The organism is Streptomyces sp. WMMB 322 (assembly GCF_900090145.1).
GTDB lineage: Bacteria > Actinomycetota > Actinomycetes > Streptomycetales > Streptomycetaceae > Streptomyces.
The window spans coordinates 18,933-37,825 of record NZ_FMHI01000023.1; the positions used below are offsets into that span (position 1 = coordinate 18,933).

An 18,893-nucleotide genomic window follows, 5' to 3' on the forward strand; every position below is an offset into this window, starting at 1 on the left:
GGGCGGCGGAGACGGGCCGGGCCCCTGAGCGGTCACGGCAGCCGCCAGTCCACCGGCTCGGCTCCCTGCTGCGCGAGCAGGTCGTTGACGCGGCTGAAGGGGCGCGAGCCGAAGAAGCCCCGGTCCGCCGACATGGGGGAGGGGTGCGAGGACTCCACGACGGGGCGGCTCCCCAGGAGGGGACGCAGATTGCGCGCGTCGCGGCCCCACAGCACCGAGACCATCGGCTTCTCCCTCGCGACGAGCGCCTTGATCGCCTGTTCCGTGACCTCTTCCCAGCCCTTGCCCCGGTGGGCTCCGGGGCGCCGGGGCGCGGTCGTCAGCGCCCTGTTGAGCAGCAGTACGCCTTGCCGCGTCCAGGGCGTCAGGTCGCCGTTCGAGGGGCGCGGCAGGCCGAGGTCGCTGCCCAGCTCCCGGAAGATGTTCTCCAGGCTGCCGGGCAGCGGGCTCACGTCCGGCGCTACGGAGAACGACAGCCCCACGGCGTGACCCGGTGTCGGGTACGGGTCCTGTCCGACGATGAGGACCCGCACGTCGTCGAAGGGCTGCTGAAAGGCGCGCAGTACGTTCTCGCCCGCGGGGAGATAGGTTCTCCCCGCGGCGATCTCCGCCCGGAGGAACTCGCCCATGGAGGCGACTCGTTCAGCGACGGGTTCGAGCGCCTTCGCCCAGCCCGGTTCGACGATCTCGTTCAACGGTCGTGCAGCCACGGGCGGTTACTCTACTGGCTCCGGAAGGCCGCTTCGGACCCCGGATCTCCCCGTCACATCAGCCGATCACCGCCGCCCGCACGCACAGCACGTCCGGCAGATGTCCCGCGAGCTGCTGCCAGTTCTCCCCTTCGTCGGCGCTGGCGAAGACCTCGCCGTTGCGGTTGCCGAAGTAGATTCCGGCGGGGTCCGCCCCGTCCGAGCACATCGCGTCGCGCAGGACCGGACCGTAGTGCGCCTCCACCGGCAGCCCCGCCCCGAGTTCCTGCCAGCTCGCGCCCGCGTCCTCGGTGCGGTGGACGCGGCAGCGGCGCTCCGCCGGGACCCGGTCGGAGTCGGCGTTGAGCGGGAAGACGTAGGCGACACCGCCGCGCTGCGGGTGGCTCACCACGGGGAAGCCGAAGTCGGAGGGCAGACTCCCCCCGATGGAGGTCCAGTTGCTGCCGTCGTCGTCACTGCGGTAGACGCCCCAGTGGTTCTGGAGGTACAGCCGGGACGGGTCGGCGGCGTCCCGCGCGACCTTGTGCACGCACTGCCCGTACTCGGGGAAGCGCATGTTCTCCGGGAGGAAGACCGCCTCCACGCCGCGGTTGCACGGCTCCCAGCTCTTGCCCGCGTCGGCCGTGCGGTAGGCCCCGCCCGTCGAGACGGCGACGGTCACCCGGCGCGGATCTCTGGGGTCGACAAGGATGGTGTGCAGACCGAGCCCGCCGCCCCCCGGGACCCAGTCCTTGCGAGTGGGGTGCTCCCACAGCCCGCGCACCAGCTCGAAGCTGCTGCCGCCGTCCTCGGAGCGGAAGAGCGCGCCGGGTTCGGTGCCGGCCCAGACGACGTCGGGCTCGTCCGCCCCGCCGGGCTGGATCTGCCACACGCGCTCGAGGGAAACCCCCGTGTCCTGGGGGAACTTCACCGCCGGTGCGGACGGCTCCGTCCACGTCGATCCCAGGTCGTCCGAGTGGAACACCGACGGCCCCCAGTGCGCACTGTCACCGCCGACGAGGATCCTGGGACCGGAGGCGCGGCGCGTGTCGAAGCCGACCGAGTAGACCGCCTGCGCGTTGAAGTGCGGACCCTCGAACTCCCAGCCCGTTCCCCGCCGGCCGTTCCCCGGCCGCCGCGCGAGGAAGAGCCCTTTCCGGGTGCCTACCGCGAGAAGTACGTCTGACATGTCTGATCCTGCCTCCGTGACGTCTTTGTCCGGGCTTTCCGAAGTGGCCACAGTCTGCACCCGACCACCGACAATGACGCCGCCGCGGAGGTCGCCGCAGGTGAGAGCGGCGCGTGCGGCCTCTGGACATACACGCCGCAGCGGGGCGGCTGGTGAGCAGGGTCCGGACCCGGCGTTCCGTGCCGCCGAAGGCCGTCTTGCCGCCGCGGCCCCCGTGCCGCCGCCGGCAGGTGCTCAGTTCGCCGAGGGCCTCCGGCGGGGCGGGCCGGCGGGCGCCTGTGCCTGCGGCTGCCGCAGCACCTCGTACGGCTCCGGCTCGGTCCGCGGCTCCTGCCCTCCGGGGGCTCTTGTGACGGTCAGCCGCCTCGCCTGCGCCGAATCGTTCACCGCCGGGCCCTGTGCCGGGGGACTGCCCAGTTCCCACTCCAGTTCGTAACGCGCGAAGAGTTCGGCACGCAGACGCGCCACCGGCATCGGCACGCCGGGGATCAGCACGGCGAACACGGCACCCATCAACAGCGCGCGCAGCAGCGGATAGTCGGCGTCAGGGTCGGAGGATCCGTAACGTTCCACGGTCCTGCTCAGCAGAGACGCCAGGCGCTGCTGCTCGGGGCACTGGACGAATCCTTCCTGCTGGAGGATTCCTGCCATGTGCGCCCGCATCAGCACGGGGCGGTCCTGGGCCAGCCCGAGGATGGCGTCGATCGCACGCGCCAGGAACTCGTTCCCCGCCTCGGGGCCCTCCGGCAGCGGCTCACGCTCCAGGGCCTCCTGGAGCGTGAGGTGCATCAGACGGTGCACGGCGGACTGGAAGAGCTGCCGCTTCCCCGGGAAGTAGTACGAGATGAGCCCCCGGGCCGAGCCCGCACGGTCCGCGATGTCACCCAGGGTCGTCGCCTCGAAGCCGCGTTCGCCGACGAGGTCGACCGTCGCCTGCAGCAACCGCTCACGCGAGCGCCGGCGCAACTCTTCGTTGACCGAGGCGCTCCGAGGGGACATCCTGTTAACTCCTATGTTGACTGGCTCCGAGCCAATATACTCGTGGAGACTTCGGACGCACGCCCCCGACCAGGCTGCTTCCGGCACGACCGCCGGTATTGGGCGACGCGGGGGATCGCCCAATACCGGCCTGCTCCGGCCTCTGCGCCGTTCCGGAGGAGCCGGGGCCCTCCCGTCCGCCCGGCCCGGGGCTCCTGCGGCACAGCCGATCCGTGATGTTGCCGCATCCGGCCGCGAACCCGCCGCCCTGCGCCGGCCCGAGCCCATTGCCCACCGGTCCCAGGCACCTGCCCGTTCGGGCACGGGATGTGCCGGCCGGAGCCGAGGGGCCGCACAAGCGCGCAATTCATCGTGTGCGGAACGTTGTTGAACTCGAGACGAGCAATAGAATGAACCGACGAACGCGCTGATACGGGAACTCGCGGCACTGCAGTCCGAGCAGTCCCTCCCGCCCGGTCCGCGCTCTTCCGGTTCCCGCGGCTTACTAGGAGAGTCCATGCCGTTAGCGGTGGTCTCGCTCATCTGGGACGCACAGCACTCCTCCGGTCCGCAGCACGTGAAGTACGACGACGACGGCTACTACCTCGTCCGCTTCCCCTACGGGCAGCAGGAGTCGTACGACCCCTGGAACATGCACGCCGCCCGTCGGGACGGTGACACCTCCGAGTTCCCCGACTCGCGGTCGGGCCTGATCCATCCCAGCCACGAGGGCTGGGGCGTCCTCTCCGCGATGGTCCACTGGTCGAAGGACGGCGAACCGCACGAGTACCGCGCGCGCTTCGTGCGCGACCCGCTCGGGGACGGCTACGACTCGACGGCCACCACGGACGCCGCGGAGACGGGCGGCGGCCAGTACAAGGCGTACATGTGGCAGATGTTCGTATACCCGGACGTGCCGCTCGGACTGAAGGTCTCCGCACGGGGCAAGGGCGACACCAAGATCCGCACGCCCTTGCTGCACGCCCAGTTCAAACTCGCCATCCACACGGACGTGATGACGCCCTGACCCGCCCGGCCCCGACGGGCGGTTGGTTCAGACGGGGCTCCTCGACGCGCCGAGGCTGCCCCTGTTCACCAGGGCACACCACAGGCCGATGGACAGGGCCGCCAGCGCGATGCCCAGCACCGCGCCGACCACGGTGTCCGTGAGCCAGTGCACCCCGAGCGCCACGCGGGTCAGGCACGCCCCGGCGACCGAGACACAGGCGAGGAGGAGCACGAGAGCACGCAACGCCCTGTCCGCCGCGGAGCGTTGCACCAGCCACACCACCACAACGCACGTGAGCGCGGCGGTCATGGCGTGGCCCGACGGCATGGCGGCAAAGTGGGCGGAGTCCACGGGCTGCTGCCACTCCGGACGCGGACGGTCCACCAGTGCCTTGAGCCCCTGCTGAACTCCCGCTCCCACTGCGGTCGTTGCCAGGCACCACAGCGCGAGCACGCCTTCCCCCCGGAGCCACACCCACAGCGCCGCCGCCCCGATCACGAGCCGCATCGTGACCGGGTCCCACACCCAGTCGGTGAGAACGCGGTTGGCCTCCGTCCAGGCCGGATGCGTCAGGGCCCGGGCGTGGAACCAGTTCGCGACCTCCTTGTCGGTGCTCAGCAGGGGCGGCCAGCCGGCCGCGACGAGCACGATGACGGCCGAGGCGACGGCGCTCAGCACGAGCGCGGTCCACAGCCATGCCGCGCAGTGGGCAGGGGAGTTCGCCGGTGAATTCGCCGGCGAAGGTGCGTCAGTGGTCGGCGCGTGCGTCGGTCCGTGCATGGTCCGATCTTCACCCGGCGGACACGCGCGTGGCTAACGCAGCGCCGAGAGTCCCGGCACGAAAGCCACGACGAGTGGCACGGCGGGAACGAGCACGGCCGCCGCCGTCATCCGCAGCCGGCGCGAGACGGGCAGCCGGGGAGCGGCGGACAGCAGACGGTGCACCCTGCGGGGAACCTGTGCGAGCGGGGCGGGCGCGGGACCGAACACGCCGCTGTCCTCGTTGAGTTCGACCAGGGCCAGCGCGACGGTCCGGCGTCCGTAGCGCTTCGAGGCGGCGTCGTCCGCCGCCATCTCGACCAGGGTGTGCACCTGGTCGCGGAACGCGGCGAAGACCGGCACCCGCGGGAAACCCGCCGCCAGCGCGGACGAGCAGTGCATCAGCAGGTCGTGACGGGCACGCGCGTGTCCCTGCTCGTGTTCCAGGACCGCATCCAGCTGCCGCCCCTTCAGCCGGCGCAGCGCGGCGGTGGTGACGACGAGCTGCGGTGTGCTGCCGGGCAGCCACCAGGCTTCCGCCTTCTCCCCTTCGAGGACCACCAGAGGGCCGCCGTCGCACGGTTCCTCGCCGGGCAGCCGCGGTGCCCGCTCGAGCAGTTCCGCACGCCTCCTGCGGCGCCGCGCCCTTGCCTCGTGCACCTCGCGCAGCAGCATCGCGCCCGTCCACGCGCCGCCGCACGCCAGCAGCACCGCGAGGGCTCCGGCCCAGGGCCCGTACGCTCCGAGGCCGAGCCCGTAGGCCTCCTCGACGCCGCTGGGCGCCGGTGCGAACACATGACCCCTTACGACCTGCCAGGCGGCGGCCGCCGAGAAAGCCATGGCCAGCAGGCAGCACAGAAGTACGGCGGCGACGACGCACTGCCACACCCACAGGCCGAGCACCGGTTCCCGTTCCGGCCAGGACGAACGTGCCAGCACTCGGGGCGCGACGGCAGCGGCCAGGGCGCCGAGGACGAGCAGCGCCAGCGGGACCATCATGAACGCAAGACTATGAGCCGCCGGCCGCGGGGCGGTACGTCCACCGGCACAGAAGTGACCGATCCCTCACAGCATGACGAGCATCGCCAACATGCCGATGCCCATGGCGACTCGGCACGCCGACGCCAGCTCCGGCCGGTCGTGCGCCGGGCAGTCACCCCCGGGCGCCCCGGCCCCGGCCCCGGCCCCCGCCACGGCGGCGCCGCGTGCGGGCGCCGGAAGCAGCAGCAGGCCCGTGCGCATCACGTACGCCGCGTAGTAGACCAGCAGCGCACCCGTCAGCAGCGGCAGCCCCGGAGCGGCACCGGCCGTGTGACCGCCCTGCGCGGCGCCGTGGGGGCCCGGCATCGCCAGTGCCATGTAGATCATCGCGAGGGCGCCGACGAGATGATGGAGGTGGTGCCCACTCCCGGACCGCCTCCCGGACCGATCCGGGGAGCCCCGCCCCCGTGGCGGCCGGGCCGCCCGCCGCGCCTCGTGCAGCAGCGTCAGCTCCCGCGCCCCCACCCCGGCGAAGAGCAGCACAAGGACGAGCGGGGGCGGTCCCGCGGACACGCTGCCGGGCAGCGCCATGGCCGCCATCCCCAGCCCCATCAGGGCCTCGCTCCTGGCAGTACGCCGCCGCATCCCCCCGGCCCCCCGTGCGCGCAGCAGGCACACACAGGCGACGAACGCGCACAGTGCCGTCAGCAGCCAGCCGACGGTTGCTGAGCCGTGCATCGCCGCCCTCCCCGCTCGCCCCCTGGTGAGGCTTCCCGCCCGGCGCCGTCACACGGGAGCGCACGGGCGCAACGGGGGAGCGCTCAACCGCACGGCGTGGCCGCACAGTTGGGGCAGGGCAACCACGTGCGGGTCCGGGTCAGATCCCCGGGCGGTAGCGCATCGGGTGGGTCTCGGGAACCTCCACGACGCAGATGCGCACGCCGTCCGGATCGGCGATCCACATCTCGATCAGCCCCCACGGCTCCCGCACCGGCTCCCGCAGCACCTCCGCCCCCGCTCCGGACAGCTCGCGGTGCGCTGCCGCCACGTCCTCGACCTGGAGCCACAGCTGCAGCCCCGGTGCGGGCGGGTGCTCGGAGCGGCCGGAGACCTCGAGGGAACCACCGCCCAGGAAGTAGACCGTGCCGCGCTCCGGTCCCGTCCCGAACTCCCGCTGGACCGCCAGCCCGAGCGTCCGCCCGTAGAAGGTCCTCGTGCGCTCGGGGTCGGTCGGCCGCAGCAGTACGCGGCTGCTGAGTACATGCACCATGCCGGCCGACCCTAATCCGGGCAGCCGGTATTAGGGTCGCTCAGCATGGAGAACGTCAAGGAGAACGCGAAGGCGGGCGTCCACGGGAGCGGCGGACCGGTCTTCCGCGTCGCCGGACCGGAGGACGTCCACGCGCTCGTGGCGCTTCTGGAGTCCGCCTACCGGGGCGACTCCAGCCGCGCGGGCTGGACCACCGAGGCCGACCTGCTGGAGGGGCAGCGCACCGATCCCGAGGGCGTCGGCGCCGTCGTCACCGGCGCCGGCAGCATCATGCTCGCCGCCGAGCGGGCGGGGGAGCTGGTGGGCTGCTGCCAGCTGGAGCGGCGGGGCGACGTCGCGTACTTCGGGATGTTCGCCGTCCGTCCGGGACTCCAGGGCGCGGGCCTGGGCAAGGTGGTCCTCGCGGAGGCCGAGCGCATGGTGGTCGCCGAATGGAGGTCGCGGGAGATGCAGATGACCGTGATCCGGCAGCGCGAGGACCTGATCGCCTGGTACGAGCGACGCGGCTACACGCGCACCGGCAAGGTGTCGCCGTTCCCGTACGGCGACGAGCGGTTCGGCATTCCGCAGCGCGACGACCTGGCCTTCGAGCTGCTGGTCAAGACGCTCGGCGGGCCGCCGTCCTGATCTCCGGCAGGTCCGTCACCAGGCCGTCGAGTCCCAGCTCGCGGACCCGGTCCAGCTCCTCGCCGGTGTTCACGGTCCAGGTGATGACCTTGATCCCCTCGGCGTGGCAGCGCTCGACGGTCTCCGCCTCCAGCCACCGCAGTTCGCACGAGACCATGAACGCACCCAGCTCGCGGGCCCGTTCGGGCGCGGTGGGAGTCGAGCGGCCGGTCACGAGCACCAGCGGCATCTCCGGCAGGTGCGCGCGCACTTCCCGCAGCGCCTCGTCGTGGAAGGAGATGACGGTGACCCGGTCGTGCAGCCCGAGCTCACCGATCACTCCGGTCAGCACCCGTGCCGCCGCCCGGTCCTTGATCTCGGCCTGCAGCGGGGAGCCCACGGCCTCCACGACCTCCTGGAAGGTCGGGACGCGCTCGCCCTCGCCGGCGTCCAGCTCCCGCAGCTCCGCCAGGGTGAAGTCGCTGATGGCACCGGAACCGTCCGTGGTCCGCGAGACGTCGGCGTCGTGCATCACGACCAGCTCGCCGTCCTTGCTCAGGTGCAGGTCCAGTTCGATGACGTCGAGACCCTCGTGCTCGGCGCGGACGAAGGAGCGCAGAGTGTTCTCGGGCTCGACGCCCATCACCCCGCGGTGGCCGACGATCAGCAGTGACAAGGCGCTCTCTCTTTCCTCCGGGACGGCGCACGGCGTGACGTGCGCGGCGGACAGACTAGCCGTCGTGCCCGGTGCGGCCCCGGCCCGTGCGGCTCCTGCGGAGCAGCTCAGCATGCCCGGCGGCCCTCCGGGAGGCGGCCCGGTGCCGGAGGGGCCCACAGAAGGTGAACGGACAGCCGGCGGACCGTGCGGAACGCACCCACGCGACGAAGACGAAGGAGCAGCAACGTGAGCGGCAGCAGCGCACCCCAAGGTCCCGAGCGCCTCGCCCCGGGGGCCCGCGAGTTGATGGAGGCCATGACGGCCGTCTTCCCGGACGTCGGCGTGAGCGTCCACGATGCGGCGGAGGCCCGCCGCATCTTCGCCCGGTCGCTGCCGGAGCCGCCGCGCGAGCCGCCCGTGGGCGAGGTGTCCGACCGTCTGATCCGCGGACCCGAGGGCGCACCCGACCTGCCCGTGCGGATCTACCGGCCGTACGAGGAGGACGCCGGACCGGCACCGACGCCGGGCGGTGGCCCCACGGTGGTCTTCTTCCACGGAGGCGGCTGGGTCCTGGGCAACATCGAGACGCACGACGCGACGGCGCGGGCGATGTGCCGCGCCTCCGGGGCCGTCGTCGTCTCCGTCGACTACCGCCTCGCACCCGAGACCCGCTTCCCCGGGCCGGCGGAGGACGCATACGCAGCGGTGTGCTGGGCGGCGGGGAGCATCGCGGAGCTGGGCGGCGACCCGCAGGCGCTGCTGGTCGCGGGCGACAGCGCAGGCGGCAACCTTGCGGCGGCGTCCGCCCTCATGGCCCGCGAGCGCGGCGGTCCGGGGATCGCGCATCAGCTGCTGATATATCCCGTCCTCGATCCGCTGGCCGAGACGGAGTCCCGCCGCATCAACGCGGAGGGCTATTTCCTCACCGAGGTCGCGATGCGCTGGTACGGAGCGCAGTACTTCGGCCCCGACGGCGACCCGGCGCACCGCTACGCGGCGCCGCTGCGGGCCGATCTGCAGGGTCTGCCGCCCGCGCATGTGATCACCGCGGGCTGCGACCCGCTGTGCGACGAGGGCCGTGACTACGCGGCGAAGCTGAGCGACGCCGGTGTTCCGGTGAGCGAGGCGCACTTCCCGGGCATGTTCCACGGCTTCCTCGGGGTCGGCGACCTGCTGCCGGACGCGTCGGAAGCCATGGCCGGACTGGGCAAAGTCATTGCCTCAACTGCGTCGAACAGGAAGATCCACGGCGAACACGGGGGTTAGAGAGGAGGATTTCCTGCCCCCTCCACTTGAGAGGGCCACCGGTCCCGGCTACCTTTTTCATGACGCCAGGTTCTTCTGTGGAGGGGTAGTCATGACGGAAATGCTTTCGTCCAAGGTCGCGGATGTCCGGGAGATGTCCGCCGAGCGCGTGGTCGAACACCCGGCATGGACAGTGCTGAAGGACGCCGTCGAAGCCATCCGCCCCGCACAGTCGAAGGACGGCTCGATCGACTTCGAGGCGGAGGGCGCTCCCGCGCGTGACGCCGTGGAAGCCGGCGTGCAGCGGGTCTGCGACGCCGTGCGGGACCTCTCACCGCTGCTGCCGCACGATGCCGCCTACCACGAGGCCCTGGTCGCGGACCTGCGCCGCTGGGCCGACGGCGGCTTCGGCGTCCCGGACTTCCTCGACTCCCTGCTCGCCTTCCAGCCCGCGCAGAACCGCCAGGACGGCCTCCAGCACCTCGTCGTCTTCCCGATGTACACCCAGAACGGCAACCCGGACCGCAACCTCGAAGCAGTCGTGCTGCGCATGGTCTGGCCCGACTGGCTGGCCGAACTGGAGCGCACCCGCTACGACAACCCGCTCTTCTGCGGCATCACCTTCGAGGACTTCACCTCCGGCTACGACACCAACTCGGCCGTCCTCTTCCCGGAGACGGTCGCGGTCCGCGAGGCGCCGGAGCGCTTCTCCTGGGGCGGCATCTTCTGCGACCGCGAGGCGGCACGCTTCCGCCGCGTCGTCGATGCCGCATGCGACGTCACGAGCCTCGAACTGCCCGACGTCGTCCGCGGACTCGTCGCCGACCAGGCGCGCTGCCAGCAGACGTTCGTGCTGTGGGACATGATCCACGACCGCACCCACAGCCACGGCGACCTGCCCTTCGACCCGTTCATGATCAAGCAGAGACAGCCGTTCTGGATGTACGGGCTCGAAGAGCTGCGCTGCGACCTGACCGCCTTCCACGAGGGCGTACGCCTGGAGGCCGACGGCTATGAGCAGGGCCGCGACGTGCAGTTCGCGGTGCTGCTGGACCGCCTCTTCCGCTTCCCGGTCACCGGTGAGCGCAACCGCAACTACGACGGCCTGGGCGGCCAGCTCCTCTTCGCCTACCTCCACCAGCACGGGGCGCTGCGCTGGACCGACAACAAGCTCGCCGTCGACTGGGACCGGGCCCGCCGGGTGACGGTGCGGCTGCGTGAGGAGATCGAGACCCTCTACCGCGCAGGCATCGACCGTCCCAAGCTCGTCCACTGGTTCAAGGCGTACGAGCTGGTCTCCGCCTACCTGGCACCGCACCCCGGCTCCACATGGGCCAAGGGGCCCGACGCGCTCGACCTGAGCCTGCCCCCGCGCAAGCTCGTGGACGAGGTGCTTCCGGACGAGTTTCCGCTGAGCATGTTCTACGAGGCCCTCGCGAAGAAGCTCCGTTCCGTGATCGCATCGACCAAGGGCATCACGGCGGAGGCACCCGTGCGGGCCGCGGCCTGAGCGCCCGGGCGGACAGCAGCACCAGGCGGGCGTCGAGGACCAGGAGGCGACAGGGATGAGCGACAAGGCGGCACACGGATACCAGGGCAATGGCAGGGGGAGCCTCGAAGGGTCCGTCATCGCCGTCGCAGGCGCGGCGGGACCGGCCGGCGCGGCCACGCTCCTGCGGCTCGCCGAGGAGGGGGCCACGGTCGTCGGAGCCGATTCCGACGTCGAACGCCTTGCCCGGGCCGTCGACACGGCCCGCTTCGCCCACGGCGGTGCGAGGGTGACGGGCGAGACCGTCGATCTGCTGGACCTGACGGCGACGCGCGAGTGGGCCGCCCGCACCGAGAAGGAGTTCGGCAAGGTGGACGGGCTCGTTCACCTTGTCGGCGGCTGGCGGGGCTCGGCGTCGTTCGCCGAGACCGACCTCGCGCACTGGGACACACTGCACGATCTGCTGATCCGCACCGTCCAGCACACCTCCCTCGCCTTCGAGGCCCCGCTGACGCGCAGCGACAACGGCCGCTTCCTGCTGGTCAGCGCCGCGGGGGCGAGCAGCCCCACCGCGGGCAACGCCGCCTACTCGGCCTCCAAGGCCGCGGCGGAGGCGTGGACGCTGGCGCTCGGCGACGCCTTCCGCAAGGCGGGGGGCGAGGCCGGGCCGTCGGCCGCCGCTGCCATCCTGGTCGTCAAGGCACTGGTCAGCGACCAGATGCGGGCCGAACGCCCCAATGCGAAGTTCTCGGGCTTCACCGACGTCAAGGACCTGGCCGGTGCCATCGCCGACACGTGGACCACGCCCACCGAGGAAGTGAACGGACAACGCCTGTGGCTGACCCCGAAGCCCTGAACACCGACGCCAAGCGCCGCCACGACCCCGGCATCCGCGGATTCGCCAGCGACAACTACGCCGGCGCGCACCCGGAGGTCCTGGCGGCGCTGGCCCTGGCCAACGGCGGCCACCAGACCGCTTACGGCGACGACGAGTACACCGAGCATCTCCAGCAGACCGTCCGCAGCCACTTCGGCCCGCGCGCCGAGGCCTACCCGGTCTTCAACGGCACCGGCGCCAACGTGATTTCGCTGCAGGCGCTCACCGACCGCTGGGGCGCGGTGATCTGCGCCGAGACCGCGCACATCAACGTCGACGAGTGCGGCGCCCCGGAACGCGTCGGCGGGCTGAAGCTGCTGACGGTCCCCACCGAGGACGGCAAGCTCACCCCGGAGCTCATCGACCGCGAGGCGCACGGCTGGGACGACGAGCACCGGGCCATGCCCCAGGTCGTCTCCCTCACGCAGAGCACCGAACTCGGCACTCTCTACTCGGTGGAGGAGATCCGGGCGATCTGCGACCACGCCCACGAGCGCGGCATGAAGGTGCACCTCGACGGGGCCCGCATCGCCAACGCCGCCGCGTCGCTCGACAGGCCTATGCGTGCCTTCACCAACGCCGCGGGCGTCGACGTCCTCTCCCTCGGCGGCACCAAGAACGGGATGCTCTTCGGCGAGGCCGTGGTCGTGCTCGACCCGGACTCGGTGCGTGCGATGAGGCACGTGCGCAAGCTGTCCATGCAGCTCGCGTCCAAGATGCGCTTCATATCCGCGCAGTGGGACGCCCTGCTCTCGGGCGACCTGTGGCTGCGCAACGCCCGCCATTCCAACGCGATGGCACGCCGGCTCGCGGAGGGCGTCAAGGACGTCGACGGGGTCGAGATCCTCTATCCCGTCCAGGCGAACGCGGTCTTCGCACGGCTCCCGAACCAAGTCAGCGAGCGCCTCCAGAAGCGCTACCGCTTCTACTTCTGGAACGAGGCGGCGGGCGACGTCCGCTGGATGTGCTCCTTCGACACCAGCGAGGAGGACGTCGACGGGTTCGTCGCGGCGCTGCGCGAGGAGATGGGCCGCTGACGGAAGGGCCGGCGGGGCCGGGCCCGCCGGCACCGGGCGCCCCGCCGCCGGGTCCTCTTCCCGTCCTGTCCGGCGCGGCCGCGCGGGAGTTACATGGCCCTCGCCTCGGCGGGGGTCGGCGCGGTTCCGCCCATGTGAGCCGGCAGCCACCACTTGTCATCGGGCCCGCTGGGGGTGCCCGGGTATGCGTGCTGCGCCGCCTCCAGCAGTTCCTGGATGCGTTCGCGGACCCGGGAGGTCAGCCCTGCCGCGGACTCGCCCGCGTCGGCGTGCAGCGCTTCGCCGACGCGTATGCAGACGGGGAAGTGGTTGCGCCCGAAGTCCCGCTTGTGGCCCTTGGTCCACATGCGCTGCGTCCCCCACAGTGCGACCGGCACCAGAGGGACGCGGGCCTCCTGCGCCAGCCTGGCGGCACCGGACTTGAAGTCCTTGAGCGTGAAGGAGCGGGAGATGGTCGCCTCGGGGAAGACCCCCACGATCTCACCCGCGTCCAGCGACCTCAGTGCGTGCTTGTAGGCGTCCTCGCCCTGCGAACGGTCCACCGGTATGTGCTTCATCGCCCGCATCAGCGGCCCGGACACCTTGTGCCGGAAGACCGACTCCTTCGCCATGAAGCGCACCAGCCGCTTCGAGGGCAGCGCCGCGAGCCCGGTGAAGATGAAGTCCAGGTAGCTGATGTGGTTGCTCACCAGCAGTGCGCCGCCCCGCCGCGGCACGTGTTCGGCCCCCTGGATGTCGAAGCGCAGGTCCAGCGCCTTGAACCAGGCGCGTGCGGTGGCGATCACGGGTGGGTAGACGAGTTCTGCCATGTCCGGAGCCCTTCCTTTCCGTCCTGGGAGGGAGTGGCTCCCGCCAGGTGCGCAGCCATGTACCTACGGCTGCGTAACTTCGGTCCGCCGCCGATGGTTCCCCATCGGCCTCGCGATGGCTACACCCGGGACCTGCGCGGAGGCCGGGACGGGCAGGGAATGTCACTGCGTGCGGCTGTGCTGCACACTCGGGACGCGGGAGTGCCGGCAGGCCACAGGAGCGAAACGGCAGGAGAGCGGAGTGCGGCAGCAGAGCTGTGACGGAGGCGCGCGTCTGGGCGCGGAGACGCTGGGGCCGGGCGTCCTGGGGCGGCGGGCGACGCTCGTGCAGTTCTCCAGCGCCTTCTGCCAGCCGTGCCGCGCGACCCGGCGCGTCCTGCGCGAGGTCGGCGGAATGGTTCCCGGCGTGACCCATGCGGAGATCGACGCGGAGGAACACCTCGCCCTCGTACGGGAGTTGGGGATCGTGCGCACTCCGGCCGTGCTCGTACTGGACGCCGGTGGGCGCGAGGTGAGCCGCGCCTACGGACAGCCGCGCAAGGCGGACGTCATCGCGGTGCTGGGTGCGGTGGTCGAGGCCGGCGGGGCCGTCGGCGCGTCGGGGGAGGACCCCGGGGAGGGCGGCCGTCGTGCGGAGCCGGTGGAACCGGGGGCCACGGCCTCCCGTGATTGATCTCGCATCGCACGGCGACCTGCTTGACCCCTCCCTGCCGCCTCGGCACGGTGACAGCGCGGTCACCGGCGGCATCGCCGGACTGCCGCCGTGATTGAGTTGGGCTCGTGCTCCCGGTGCGCCGGGGTTGGCAAGGTCACAGTTCGGGGCCTTGAGAACGGGGTACGCGCTGTGTGTACTGGCGAGTAATATCGAGGACGGGGTGCCGGTTCAGCGACGGACCGGAACCGTAGGACAAGCAGTAGGAGAGCCGGCGTGAGCTTGAGGATCGTTGTCTGTGTGAAGTACGTGCCCGACGCCACCGGCGACCGGCACTTCGCCGAGGACCTGACCACCGACCGCGACTCCGTGGACGGCCTGCTCTCGGAGCTGGACGAGTACGCGGTCGAACAGGCCCTCCAGATCGCCGAGGACGCCGACGACGCGGAGATCACCGTGCTGACCGTCGGGCCCGAGGACGCGAAGGACGCGCTGCGCAAGGCGCTGTCCATGGGTGCCGACAAGGCCGTCCACGTCGAGGACGACGACCTGCACGGCACCGACGCGCTCGGTACGTCCGCCGTACTGGCCAAGGCGATCGAGAAGACCGGGTACGACCTGGTCATGTGCGGCATGGCCTCCACCGACGGCACCATGGGCGTGCTCCCGGCGATCCTCGCCGAGCGCCTGGGCGTGCCGCAGGTGACGCTGCTGTCCGAGGTCTCCGTCACCGACGGCAAGGTCAACGGGCGCCGCGACGGTGACACCGCCACCGAGCACCTCGAGGCCTCCCTGCCGGCCGTCGTCTCGGTCACCGACCAGTCCGGCGAGGCTCGTTACCCGTCCTTCAAGGGGATCATGGCGGCGAAGAAGAAGCCGGTGGAGTCCCTCGACCTGGACGACCTGGACATCGAGGCGGACGAGGTCGGACTCGAGGGCGCCTGGACGAAGGTCGACGACGCCACGCCGCGTCCGCCGCGCACCGCGGGCACCGTCGTCAACGACGAGGGCGAGGGCGGCAAGCAGCTCGCCGAATACCTCGCGGGCCAGAAGTTCATCTGAGGCCCGCCCGAGCGACACGCACCTGATGCGAACGCCCGCCCGCACCATCCGCCCCATTCTTCCGCAGGAGCAACCCCATGGCTGAAGTCCTTGTCTACGTCGACCACGTGGACGGTGCCGTCCGCAAGCCGACCCTCGAACTGCTCACTCTGGCCCGCCGCATCGGCGACCCGGTCGCCGTGCACCTCGGCCCGGGCGCCGACGAGGCCGCGAAGACGCTCGCCGAGTACGGCGCCGTGAAGGTGCTGGCCTCCGACAGCGGTGAGTTCGCCGACTACCTCGTCGTGCCGAAGGTCGACGCGCTGAAGGCCGCCTACGACGCAGTCTCGCCCGCAGCCGTCCTCGTCCCCTCTTCCTCGGAGGGCAAGGAGATCGCCGCCCGCCTCGCGGTGCGCATCGGCTCCGGGATCATCACCGACGCCGTCGACCTGGAGGCCGGCGACGAGGGACCGGTGGCCTCCCAGTCCGTCTTCGCCGCGGCGTTCACCACCAAGTCCCGCGTCAGCAAGGGCACTCCGGTCATCACCGTCAAGCCCAACTCCACCTCGCCGGAGGCCGCGCCGGCCGCCGGTGCGGTCGAGCAGCTCCCGGTGTCCTTCGGTGAGACGGCGACCGGCACCAAGGTCGTCTCCCGCACGCCCCGTGAGTCGACCGGGCGTCCGGAGCTGACCGAGGCCGCGATCGTCGTCTCCGGCGGCCGCGGCGTGAACGGTGCCGAGAACTTCCACATCATCGAGTCCCTGGCGGACTCCCTCGGTGCGGCGGTCGGTGCCTCCCGCGCCGCCGTCGACGCCGGCTGGTACCCGCACTCCAACCAGGTCGGCCAGACCGGCAAGACGGTCTCCCCGCAGCTGTACATCGCCACCGGTATCTCCGGCGCGATCCAGCACCGGGCCGGCATGCAGACGTCCAAGACCATCGTGGCCATCAACAAGGACAGTGAGGCACCGATCTTCGACCTCGTCGACTACGGCGTCGTCGGCGACCTCTTCGAGGTCGTGCCGAAGCTGACCGAAGAGATCAAGAGCCGCAAGGGCTGACCCTCCCCGCTGGGCCTCTTCGGCCCGGGCCGCTCCGCCGCCCCCGCACGCCACCGGCATGCGGGGGCGGCGCACTGTGTTCCGCTTGTTCTGCCGAGAGCAGGACGGCGCCCGCGCCTTCCCCGGGACGGGCACACTCGCGGAATGCGACTCCTGATGCTGGGCGGGACCGAGTTCGTGGGCAGAGCCGTCGCCGAGGCGGCGGTGGCGCGCGGCTGGCAGGTGACGGTATTCCACCGGGGACGGCATGCGCCGCCGCCCGGCGTGCGGGTCCTGCGGGGCGACCGCTCGTCCGGCGACGGCCTCGCCGCGCTCGGTCAGCAGGAGTGGGACGCCGTGGTGGACACCTGGTCGGGGGCGCCCCGCGCCGTGCGCGACGCGGCACGGCTGCTGGCCGGCCGGTGCGGGGCCGGGCCGTACGTCTACATCTCCAGCAGGTCGGTCTACGCCGAGCCCGTCGCGGCGGGTGCAGACGAGACCTTTCCGGTCGTGGACGCCTCACCGCACGACACGGAGGCCGAGGACTACGCCCGGGTCAAGCGTGGAGGGGAGCTCGCCGCCGCCGATGCCTTCGGCGACCGGGCCCTCTTCGTGCGGGCGGGCCTGATCATCGGTCCCGGTGAGAACGTCGGCCGCCTCCCGTGGTGGCTGCTGCGCACCGCCCGGGGCGGCGACGTGCCGGCACCCGGCCCGCCCGGACTGCCGCTGCAGTACATCGACGTGCGCGACCTGGCCGAATGGGTGCTGTCGGCCGCGGCCCGCGGACTCGGCGGCACCTACAACGTGGTCTCCCCGCCGGGTCACACGACGACGGGCGAACTGCTGCGCACCTGCGTGGAGGTCACCGGGGGCCGTGCCCGACTGTGCTGGCGCACACCGGAGTCCGTGCTCGCCGCCGGAGCAGAGCCGTGGACGGGGCTCCCTGTGTGGCTGCCCCCGGACAGTGCCGACTACGACCACATGCACCGCAGTGACGTCTCCAGGGCGCTGGCCGCGGGACTCCGCTGCCGCCCGGTGGAGGAGACGGTGGCCGACACCTGGGAGTGGCTGCGGCGGATCGGCGGAAGAGCCCCGATGAGGGCGGACCGTCCGCTGAAGGGTCTGGACGAGGAGACCGAGGCGAGGCTCCTGGCGATGCCGGACTGACTGTTGACCCGCGCGGAAGGCCGCGGATAGCGTCTTAAACGAATTGTTGAATTCGCTGGCCGGGAGGCCGGAACCAGACCGGCAGAGGAGGCTGGCGTGGGTCAGGACGCGGACGTGGCCACGAGCCTGCCGGACGGCGTGAGCGAAGAGCTCGCGGCCCGGCTCGCCCCCGTCGACGCGGAACTCGCCCGCCGCTACCCCGGTGAGCCGCCGCACCGCCAGCCCGTGCACACCGTGTACGTGCCCGCCGACGCCGTCACGTCCGGGACCGCACGCGAGTGGGGAGAGCAGGCCCGGGAACTGCTCGACGAACACGCCCCGGACGCCGCCTCCTTCGCCTCCGTGCTCGGCCTGCCTCCGCAGCTCGCGGGGCCCGTCCACGACCGCGTACGGGCGAAGCTGGAGCGCGAGCCCGTCGAGGACCTGCGCATCGACTTCGAGGACGGCTACGGACTCCGCCCCGACAGCGAGGAGGACGCGGCGGCCGTCCGCGCGGCCCGGCTGGTCGTGGCCGCATCCGAAGAGGGCGGCGCACCCCCGTACATGGGCATCCGCATGAAGTGCATGGAAGCCGACGTGCGCGACCGCGGCATCCGCACCCTCGACATCTTCCTCACGGGTCTCGCCGATGCGGGCGGACTGCCCGCCGGACTGGTGCTCACCCTCCCCAAGGTCAGCCACCCCGAACAGGTCGCGGCAATGGCGCGGCTGTGCGGTCAGTTCGAGGCGGCACGAGGACTGCCCGAGGGCCGCATCGGCTTCGAGATCCAGATCGAGACCACCCAGTCGATCCTCGGCCCCGACGGACGAGCCACCGTCGCCCTGATGATCGACGCGGCCGGCGGGCGTGCGACCTCCCTGCACTACGGCACCTTCGACTACAGCGCGGCGTGCGGCGTGAGCGCCGCCCACCAGGCGATGGACCACCCGGTGGCCGACCACGCAAAGGCCGTCATGCAGGCCGCCGCCGCGGGGACCGGGGTGCGGCTGTCCGACGGGTCGACGAACATCGTCCCCAGCGGACCCATGAGGCAGGTGCACGACGCCTGGAGGCACCATCACGCCCTCGTGCGGCGGTCGTTGGCCCGCGCCTACTACCAGGGCTGGGACATGCACCCCGGACACCTGCCCACGCGCTACGCCGCCGTCTACACCTTCTACCGCGAAGGCATGGAGCGAGCCGCCGCGCGGCTCGCCGCCTACACCGGTCACACCGGGGCGGACGCCGCCGTGATGGACGAGCCCGCCACCGCGCGCGCACTGAGCAACTACCTGCTGCGCGGCCTGGACTGCGGCGCCCTGTCACCGGGCGAGGTCGCGAGGCACTCCGGGCTGACCCGGGCGGACCTCGACCGTCTCGCCGGACGGGCCTCGGAGACGCAAGTCAACTGAGGCCC

The 18,893-nt window shown here is 71.8% G+C and carries 20 protein-coding genes; 11 read left to right on the forward strand and 9 right to left on the reverse strand.

Features of this window, described 5'->3' with window-relative positions:
- Positions 1 to 32: 32 nt before the first annotated feature.
- The 3 genes from H180DRAFT_RS26765 to H180DRAFT_RS26775 all read right to left on the reverse strand — a co-directional run bounded on the left by H180DRAFT_RS26765 (position 33) and on the right by H180DRAFT_RS26775 (position 2,877).
- A complete protein-coding gene (locus H180DRAFT_RS26765; RefSeq protein ID WP_055488729.1) occupies positions 33 to 710 on the reverse strand; it encodes a uracil-DNA glycosylase in 678 nt (225 codons plus the stop codon).
- Between the two features lie 58 nt (positions 711 to 768).
- Positions 769 to 1,878: a WD40/YVTN/BNR-like repeat-containing protein gene (locus H180DRAFT_RS26770; protein WP_055488730.1), complete on the reverse strand. Its 1,110-nt coding sequence runs from the start codon at positions 1,876 to 1,878 to the stop codon at positions 769 to 771.
- 234 nt (positions 1,879 to 2,112) lie between these two features.
- A complete protein-coding gene (locus H180DRAFT_RS26775) occupies positions 2,113 to 2,877 on the reverse strand; it encodes a TetR/AcrR family transcriptional regulator (protein WP_079100440.1) in 765 nt (254 codons plus the stop codon).
- Between the two features lie 496 nt (positions 2,878 to 3,373).
- On the opposite strand from H180DRAFT_RS26775, the gene H180DRAFT_RS26780 reads away from it, so the two are divergent.
- The gene (locus H180DRAFT_RS26780) at positions 3,374 to 3,883 is read left to right on the forward strand and encodes a hypothetical protein (protein ID WP_055488731.1); all 510 of its coding nucleotides are present in this window, start codon (positions 3,374 to 3,376) and stop codon (positions 3,881 to 3,883) included.
- A 27-nt stretch (positions 3,884 to 3,910) separates the two neighbouring features.
- Here the strand turns inward: H180DRAFT_RS26780 and H180DRAFT_RS26785 are convergent, their stop codons facing one another.
- From H180DRAFT_RS26785 to H180DRAFT_RS26800, 4 genes are all read right to left on the reverse strand, one after another.
- Positions 3,911 to 4,645 (reverse strand): phosphatase PAP2 family protein, encoded by a 735-nt coding sequence (locus tag H180DRAFT_RS26785; RefSeq protein WP_074467025.1) that lies wholly within the window; start codon positions 4,643 to 4,645, stop codon positions 3,911 to 3,913.
- A 33-nt stretch (positions 4,646 to 4,678) separates the two neighbouring features.
- Positions 4,679 to 5,623, reverse strand: coding sequence for a M56 family metallopeptidase (locus H180DRAFT_RS26790; RefSeq protein ID WP_055488732.1), 945 nt, complete (start codon positions 5,621 to 5,623; stop codon positions 4,679 to 4,681).
- 66 nt (positions 5,624 to 5,689) lie between these two features.
- On the reverse strand, positions 5,690 to 6,343 hold the full coding sequence (locus H180DRAFT_RS26795) for a DUF5134 domain-containing protein (protein WP_055488733.1): 654 nt from the start codon (positions 6,341 to 6,343) through the stop codon (positions 5,690 to 5,692).
- 139 nt (positions 6,344 to 6,482) lie between these two features.
- Positions 6,483 to 6,875, reverse strand: a complete 393-nt coding sequence (locus H180DRAFT_RS26800) for a VOC family protein (protein WP_055488734.1) — start codon at positions 6,873 to 6,875, stop codon at positions 6,483 to 6,485.
- Between the two features lie 45 nt (positions 6,876 to 6,920).
- Between H180DRAFT_RS26800 and H180DRAFT_RS26805 the strand changes: the two genes are divergently transcribed.
- A complete protein-coding gene (locus H180DRAFT_RS26805) occupies positions 6,921 to 7,502 on the forward strand; it encodes a GNAT family N-acetyltransferase (RefSeq protein ID WP_055488735.1) in 582 nt (193 codons plus the stop codon).
- Here H180DRAFT_RS26805 and H180DRAFT_RS26810 read toward each other — a convergent pair.
- Positions 7,474 to 8,157 carry a glycerophosphodiester phosphodiesterase gene (locus H180DRAFT_RS26810; protein WP_055488736.1) on the reverse strand — a complete coding sequence of 228 codons (684 nt, stop codon included), beginning with the start codon at positions 8,155 to 8,157 and terminating at the stop codon, positions 7,474 to 7,476. The genes H180DRAFT_RS26805 and H180DRAFT_RS26810 overlap by 29 nt on opposite strands.
- 228 nt (positions 8,158 to 8,385) lie before the next feature.
- Between H180DRAFT_RS26810 and H180DRAFT_RS26815 the strand changes: the two genes are divergently transcribed.
- The 4 genes from H180DRAFT_RS26815 (at position 8,386) to H180DRAFT_RS26830 (ending at position 12,787) form a co-directional block, all read left to right on the forward strand.
- Positions 8,386 to 9,405 carry an alpha/beta hydrolase gene (locus H180DRAFT_RS26815; RefSeq protein ID WP_254666202.1) on the forward strand — a complete coding sequence of 340 codons (1,020 nt, stop codon included), beginning with the start codon at positions 8,386 to 8,388 and terminating at the stop codon, positions 9,403 to 9,405.
- 91 nt (positions 9,406 to 9,496) lie between these two features.
- Positions 9,497 to 10,894: a DUF6421 family protein gene (locus H180DRAFT_RS26820; protein WP_055488737.1), complete on the forward strand. Its 1,398-nt coding sequence runs from the start codon at positions 9,497 to 9,499 to the stop codon at positions 10,892 to 10,894.
- A gap of 55 nt (positions 10,895 to 10,949) precedes the next feature.
- Positions 10,950 to 11,729: an SDR family NAD(P)-dependent oxidoreductase gene (locus tag H180DRAFT_RS26825; protein WP_055488738.1), complete on the forward strand. Its 780-nt coding sequence runs from the start codon at positions 10,950 to 10,952 to the stop codon at positions 11,727 to 11,729.
- On the forward strand, positions 11,726 to 12,787 hold the full coding sequence (locus tag H180DRAFT_RS26830; protein ID WP_074467031.1) for a threonine aldolase family protein: 1,062 nt from the start codon (positions 11,726 to 11,728) through the stop codon (positions 12,785 to 12,787). Before H180DRAFT_RS26825 ends, H180DRAFT_RS26830 begins: the two co-directional genes overlap by 4 nt.
- An 89-nt stretch (positions 12,788 to 12,876) precedes the next feature.
- Here the strand turns inward: H180DRAFT_RS26830 and H180DRAFT_RS26835 are convergent, their stop codons facing one another.
- Entirely contained in the window at positions 12,877 to 13,596 is a 720-nt protein-coding gene (locus H180DRAFT_RS26835; protein ID WP_055488740.1) for a lysophospholipid acyltransferase family protein, read from the reverse strand.
- Between the two features lie 274 nt (positions 13,597 to 13,870).
- Between H180DRAFT_RS26835 and H180DRAFT_RS26840 the strand changes: the two genes are divergently transcribed.
- The 5 genes from H180DRAFT_RS26840 (at position 13,871) to H180DRAFT_RS26860 (ending at position 18,888) form a co-directional block, all read left to right on the forward strand.
- Positions 13,871 to 14,269: a thioredoxin family protein gene (locus tag H180DRAFT_RS26840; protein ID WP_254666206.1), complete on the forward strand. Its 399-nt coding sequence runs from the start codon at positions 13,871 to 13,873 to the stop codon at positions 14,267 to 14,269.
- 255 nt (positions 14,270 to 14,524) lie between these two features.
- Complete coding sequence (locus H180DRAFT_RS26845; RefSeq protein ID WP_055488741.1) at positions 14,525 to 15,310, forward strand: electron transfer flavoprotein subunit beta/FixA family protein; 786 nt, start codon at positions 14,525 to 14,527, stop codon at positions 15,308 to 15,310.
- A 77-nt stretch (positions 15,311 to 15,387) separates the two neighbouring features.
- On the forward strand, positions 15,388 to 16,350 hold the full coding sequence (locus H180DRAFT_RS26850) for an electron transfer flavoprotein subunit alpha/FixB family protein (protein WP_055488742.1): 963 nt from the start codon (positions 15,388 to 15,390) through the stop codon (positions 16,348 to 16,350).
- Between the two features lie 144 nt (positions 16,351 to 16,494).
- A complete protein-coding gene (locus H180DRAFT_RS26855; RefSeq protein WP_055488743.1) occupies positions 16,495 to 17,496 on the forward strand; it encodes an NAD-dependent epimerase/dehydratase family protein in 1,002 nt (333 codons plus the stop codon).
- A gap of 96 nt (positions 17,497 to 17,592) precedes the next feature.
- Positions 17,593 to 18,888 carry a DUF6986 family protein gene (locus H180DRAFT_RS26860; protein WP_055488744.1) on the forward strand — a complete coding sequence of 432 codons (1,296 nt, stop codon included), beginning with the start codon at positions 17,593 to 17,595 and terminating at the stop codon, positions 18,886 to 18,888.
- Positions 18,889 to 18,893: the final 5 nt, after the last annotated feature.

Excerpts from the sequence above, each read along its gene's own strand:
- H180DRAFT_RS26770 (WP_055488730.1), bottom strand. The coding sequence starts at position 1,878 with ATGTCAGACGTACTTCTCGCGGTAGGCACCCGGAAAGGGCTCTTCCTC.
- H180DRAFT_RS26775 (WP_079100440.1), bottom strand. The coding sequence starts at position 2,877 with ATGTCCCCTCGGAGCGCCTCGGTCAACGAAGAGTTGCGCCGGCGCTCG.
- H180DRAFT_RS26780 (WP_055488731.1), top strand. The coding sequence starts at position 3,374 with ATGCCGTTAGCGGTGGTCTCGCTCATCTGGGACGCACAGCACTCCTCC.
- H180DRAFT_RS26785 (WP_074467025.1), bottom strand. The coding sequence starts at position 4,645 with ATGCACGGACCGACGCACGCGCCGACCACTGACGCACCTTCGCCGGCG.
- H180DRAFT_RS26790 (WP_055488732.1), bottom strand. The coding sequence starts at position 5,623 with ATGATGGTCCCGCTGGCGCTGCTCGTCCTCGGCGCCCTGGCCGCTGCC.
- H180DRAFT_RS26795 (WP_055488733.1), bottom strand. The coding sequence starts at position 6,343 with ATGCACGGCTCAGCAACCGTCGGCTGGCTGCTGACGGCACTGTGCGCG.
- H180DRAFT_RS26800 (WP_055488734.1), bottom strand. The coding sequence starts at position 6,875 with ATGGTGCATGTACTCAGCAGCCGCGTACTGCTGCGGCCGACCGACCCC.
- H180DRAFT_RS26805 (WP_055488735.1), top strand. The coding sequence starts at position 6,921 with ATGGAGAACGTCAAGGAGAACGCGAAGGCGGGCGTCCACGGGAGCGGC.
- H180DRAFT_RS26820 (WP_055488737.1), top strand. The coding sequence starts at position 9,497 with ATGACGGAAATGCTTTCGTCCAAGGTCGCGGATGTCCGGGAGATGTCC.
- H180DRAFT_RS26825 (WP_055488738.1), top strand. The coding sequence starts at position 10,950 with ATGAGCGACAAGGCGGCACACGGATACCAGGGCAATGGCAGGGGGAGC.
- H180DRAFT_RS26835 (WP_055488740.1), bottom strand. The coding sequence starts at position 13,596 with ATGGCAGAACTCGTCTACCCACCCGTGATCGCCACCGCACGCGCCTGG.
- H180DRAFT_RS26850 (WP_055488742.1), top strand. The coding sequence starts at position 15,388 with ATGGCTGAAGTCCTTGTCTACGTCGACCACGTGGACGGTGCCGTCCGC.
- H180DRAFT_RS26855 (WP_055488743.1), top strand. The coding sequence starts at position 16,495 with ATGCGACTCCTGATGCTGGGCGGGACCGAGTTCGTGGGCAGAGCCGTC.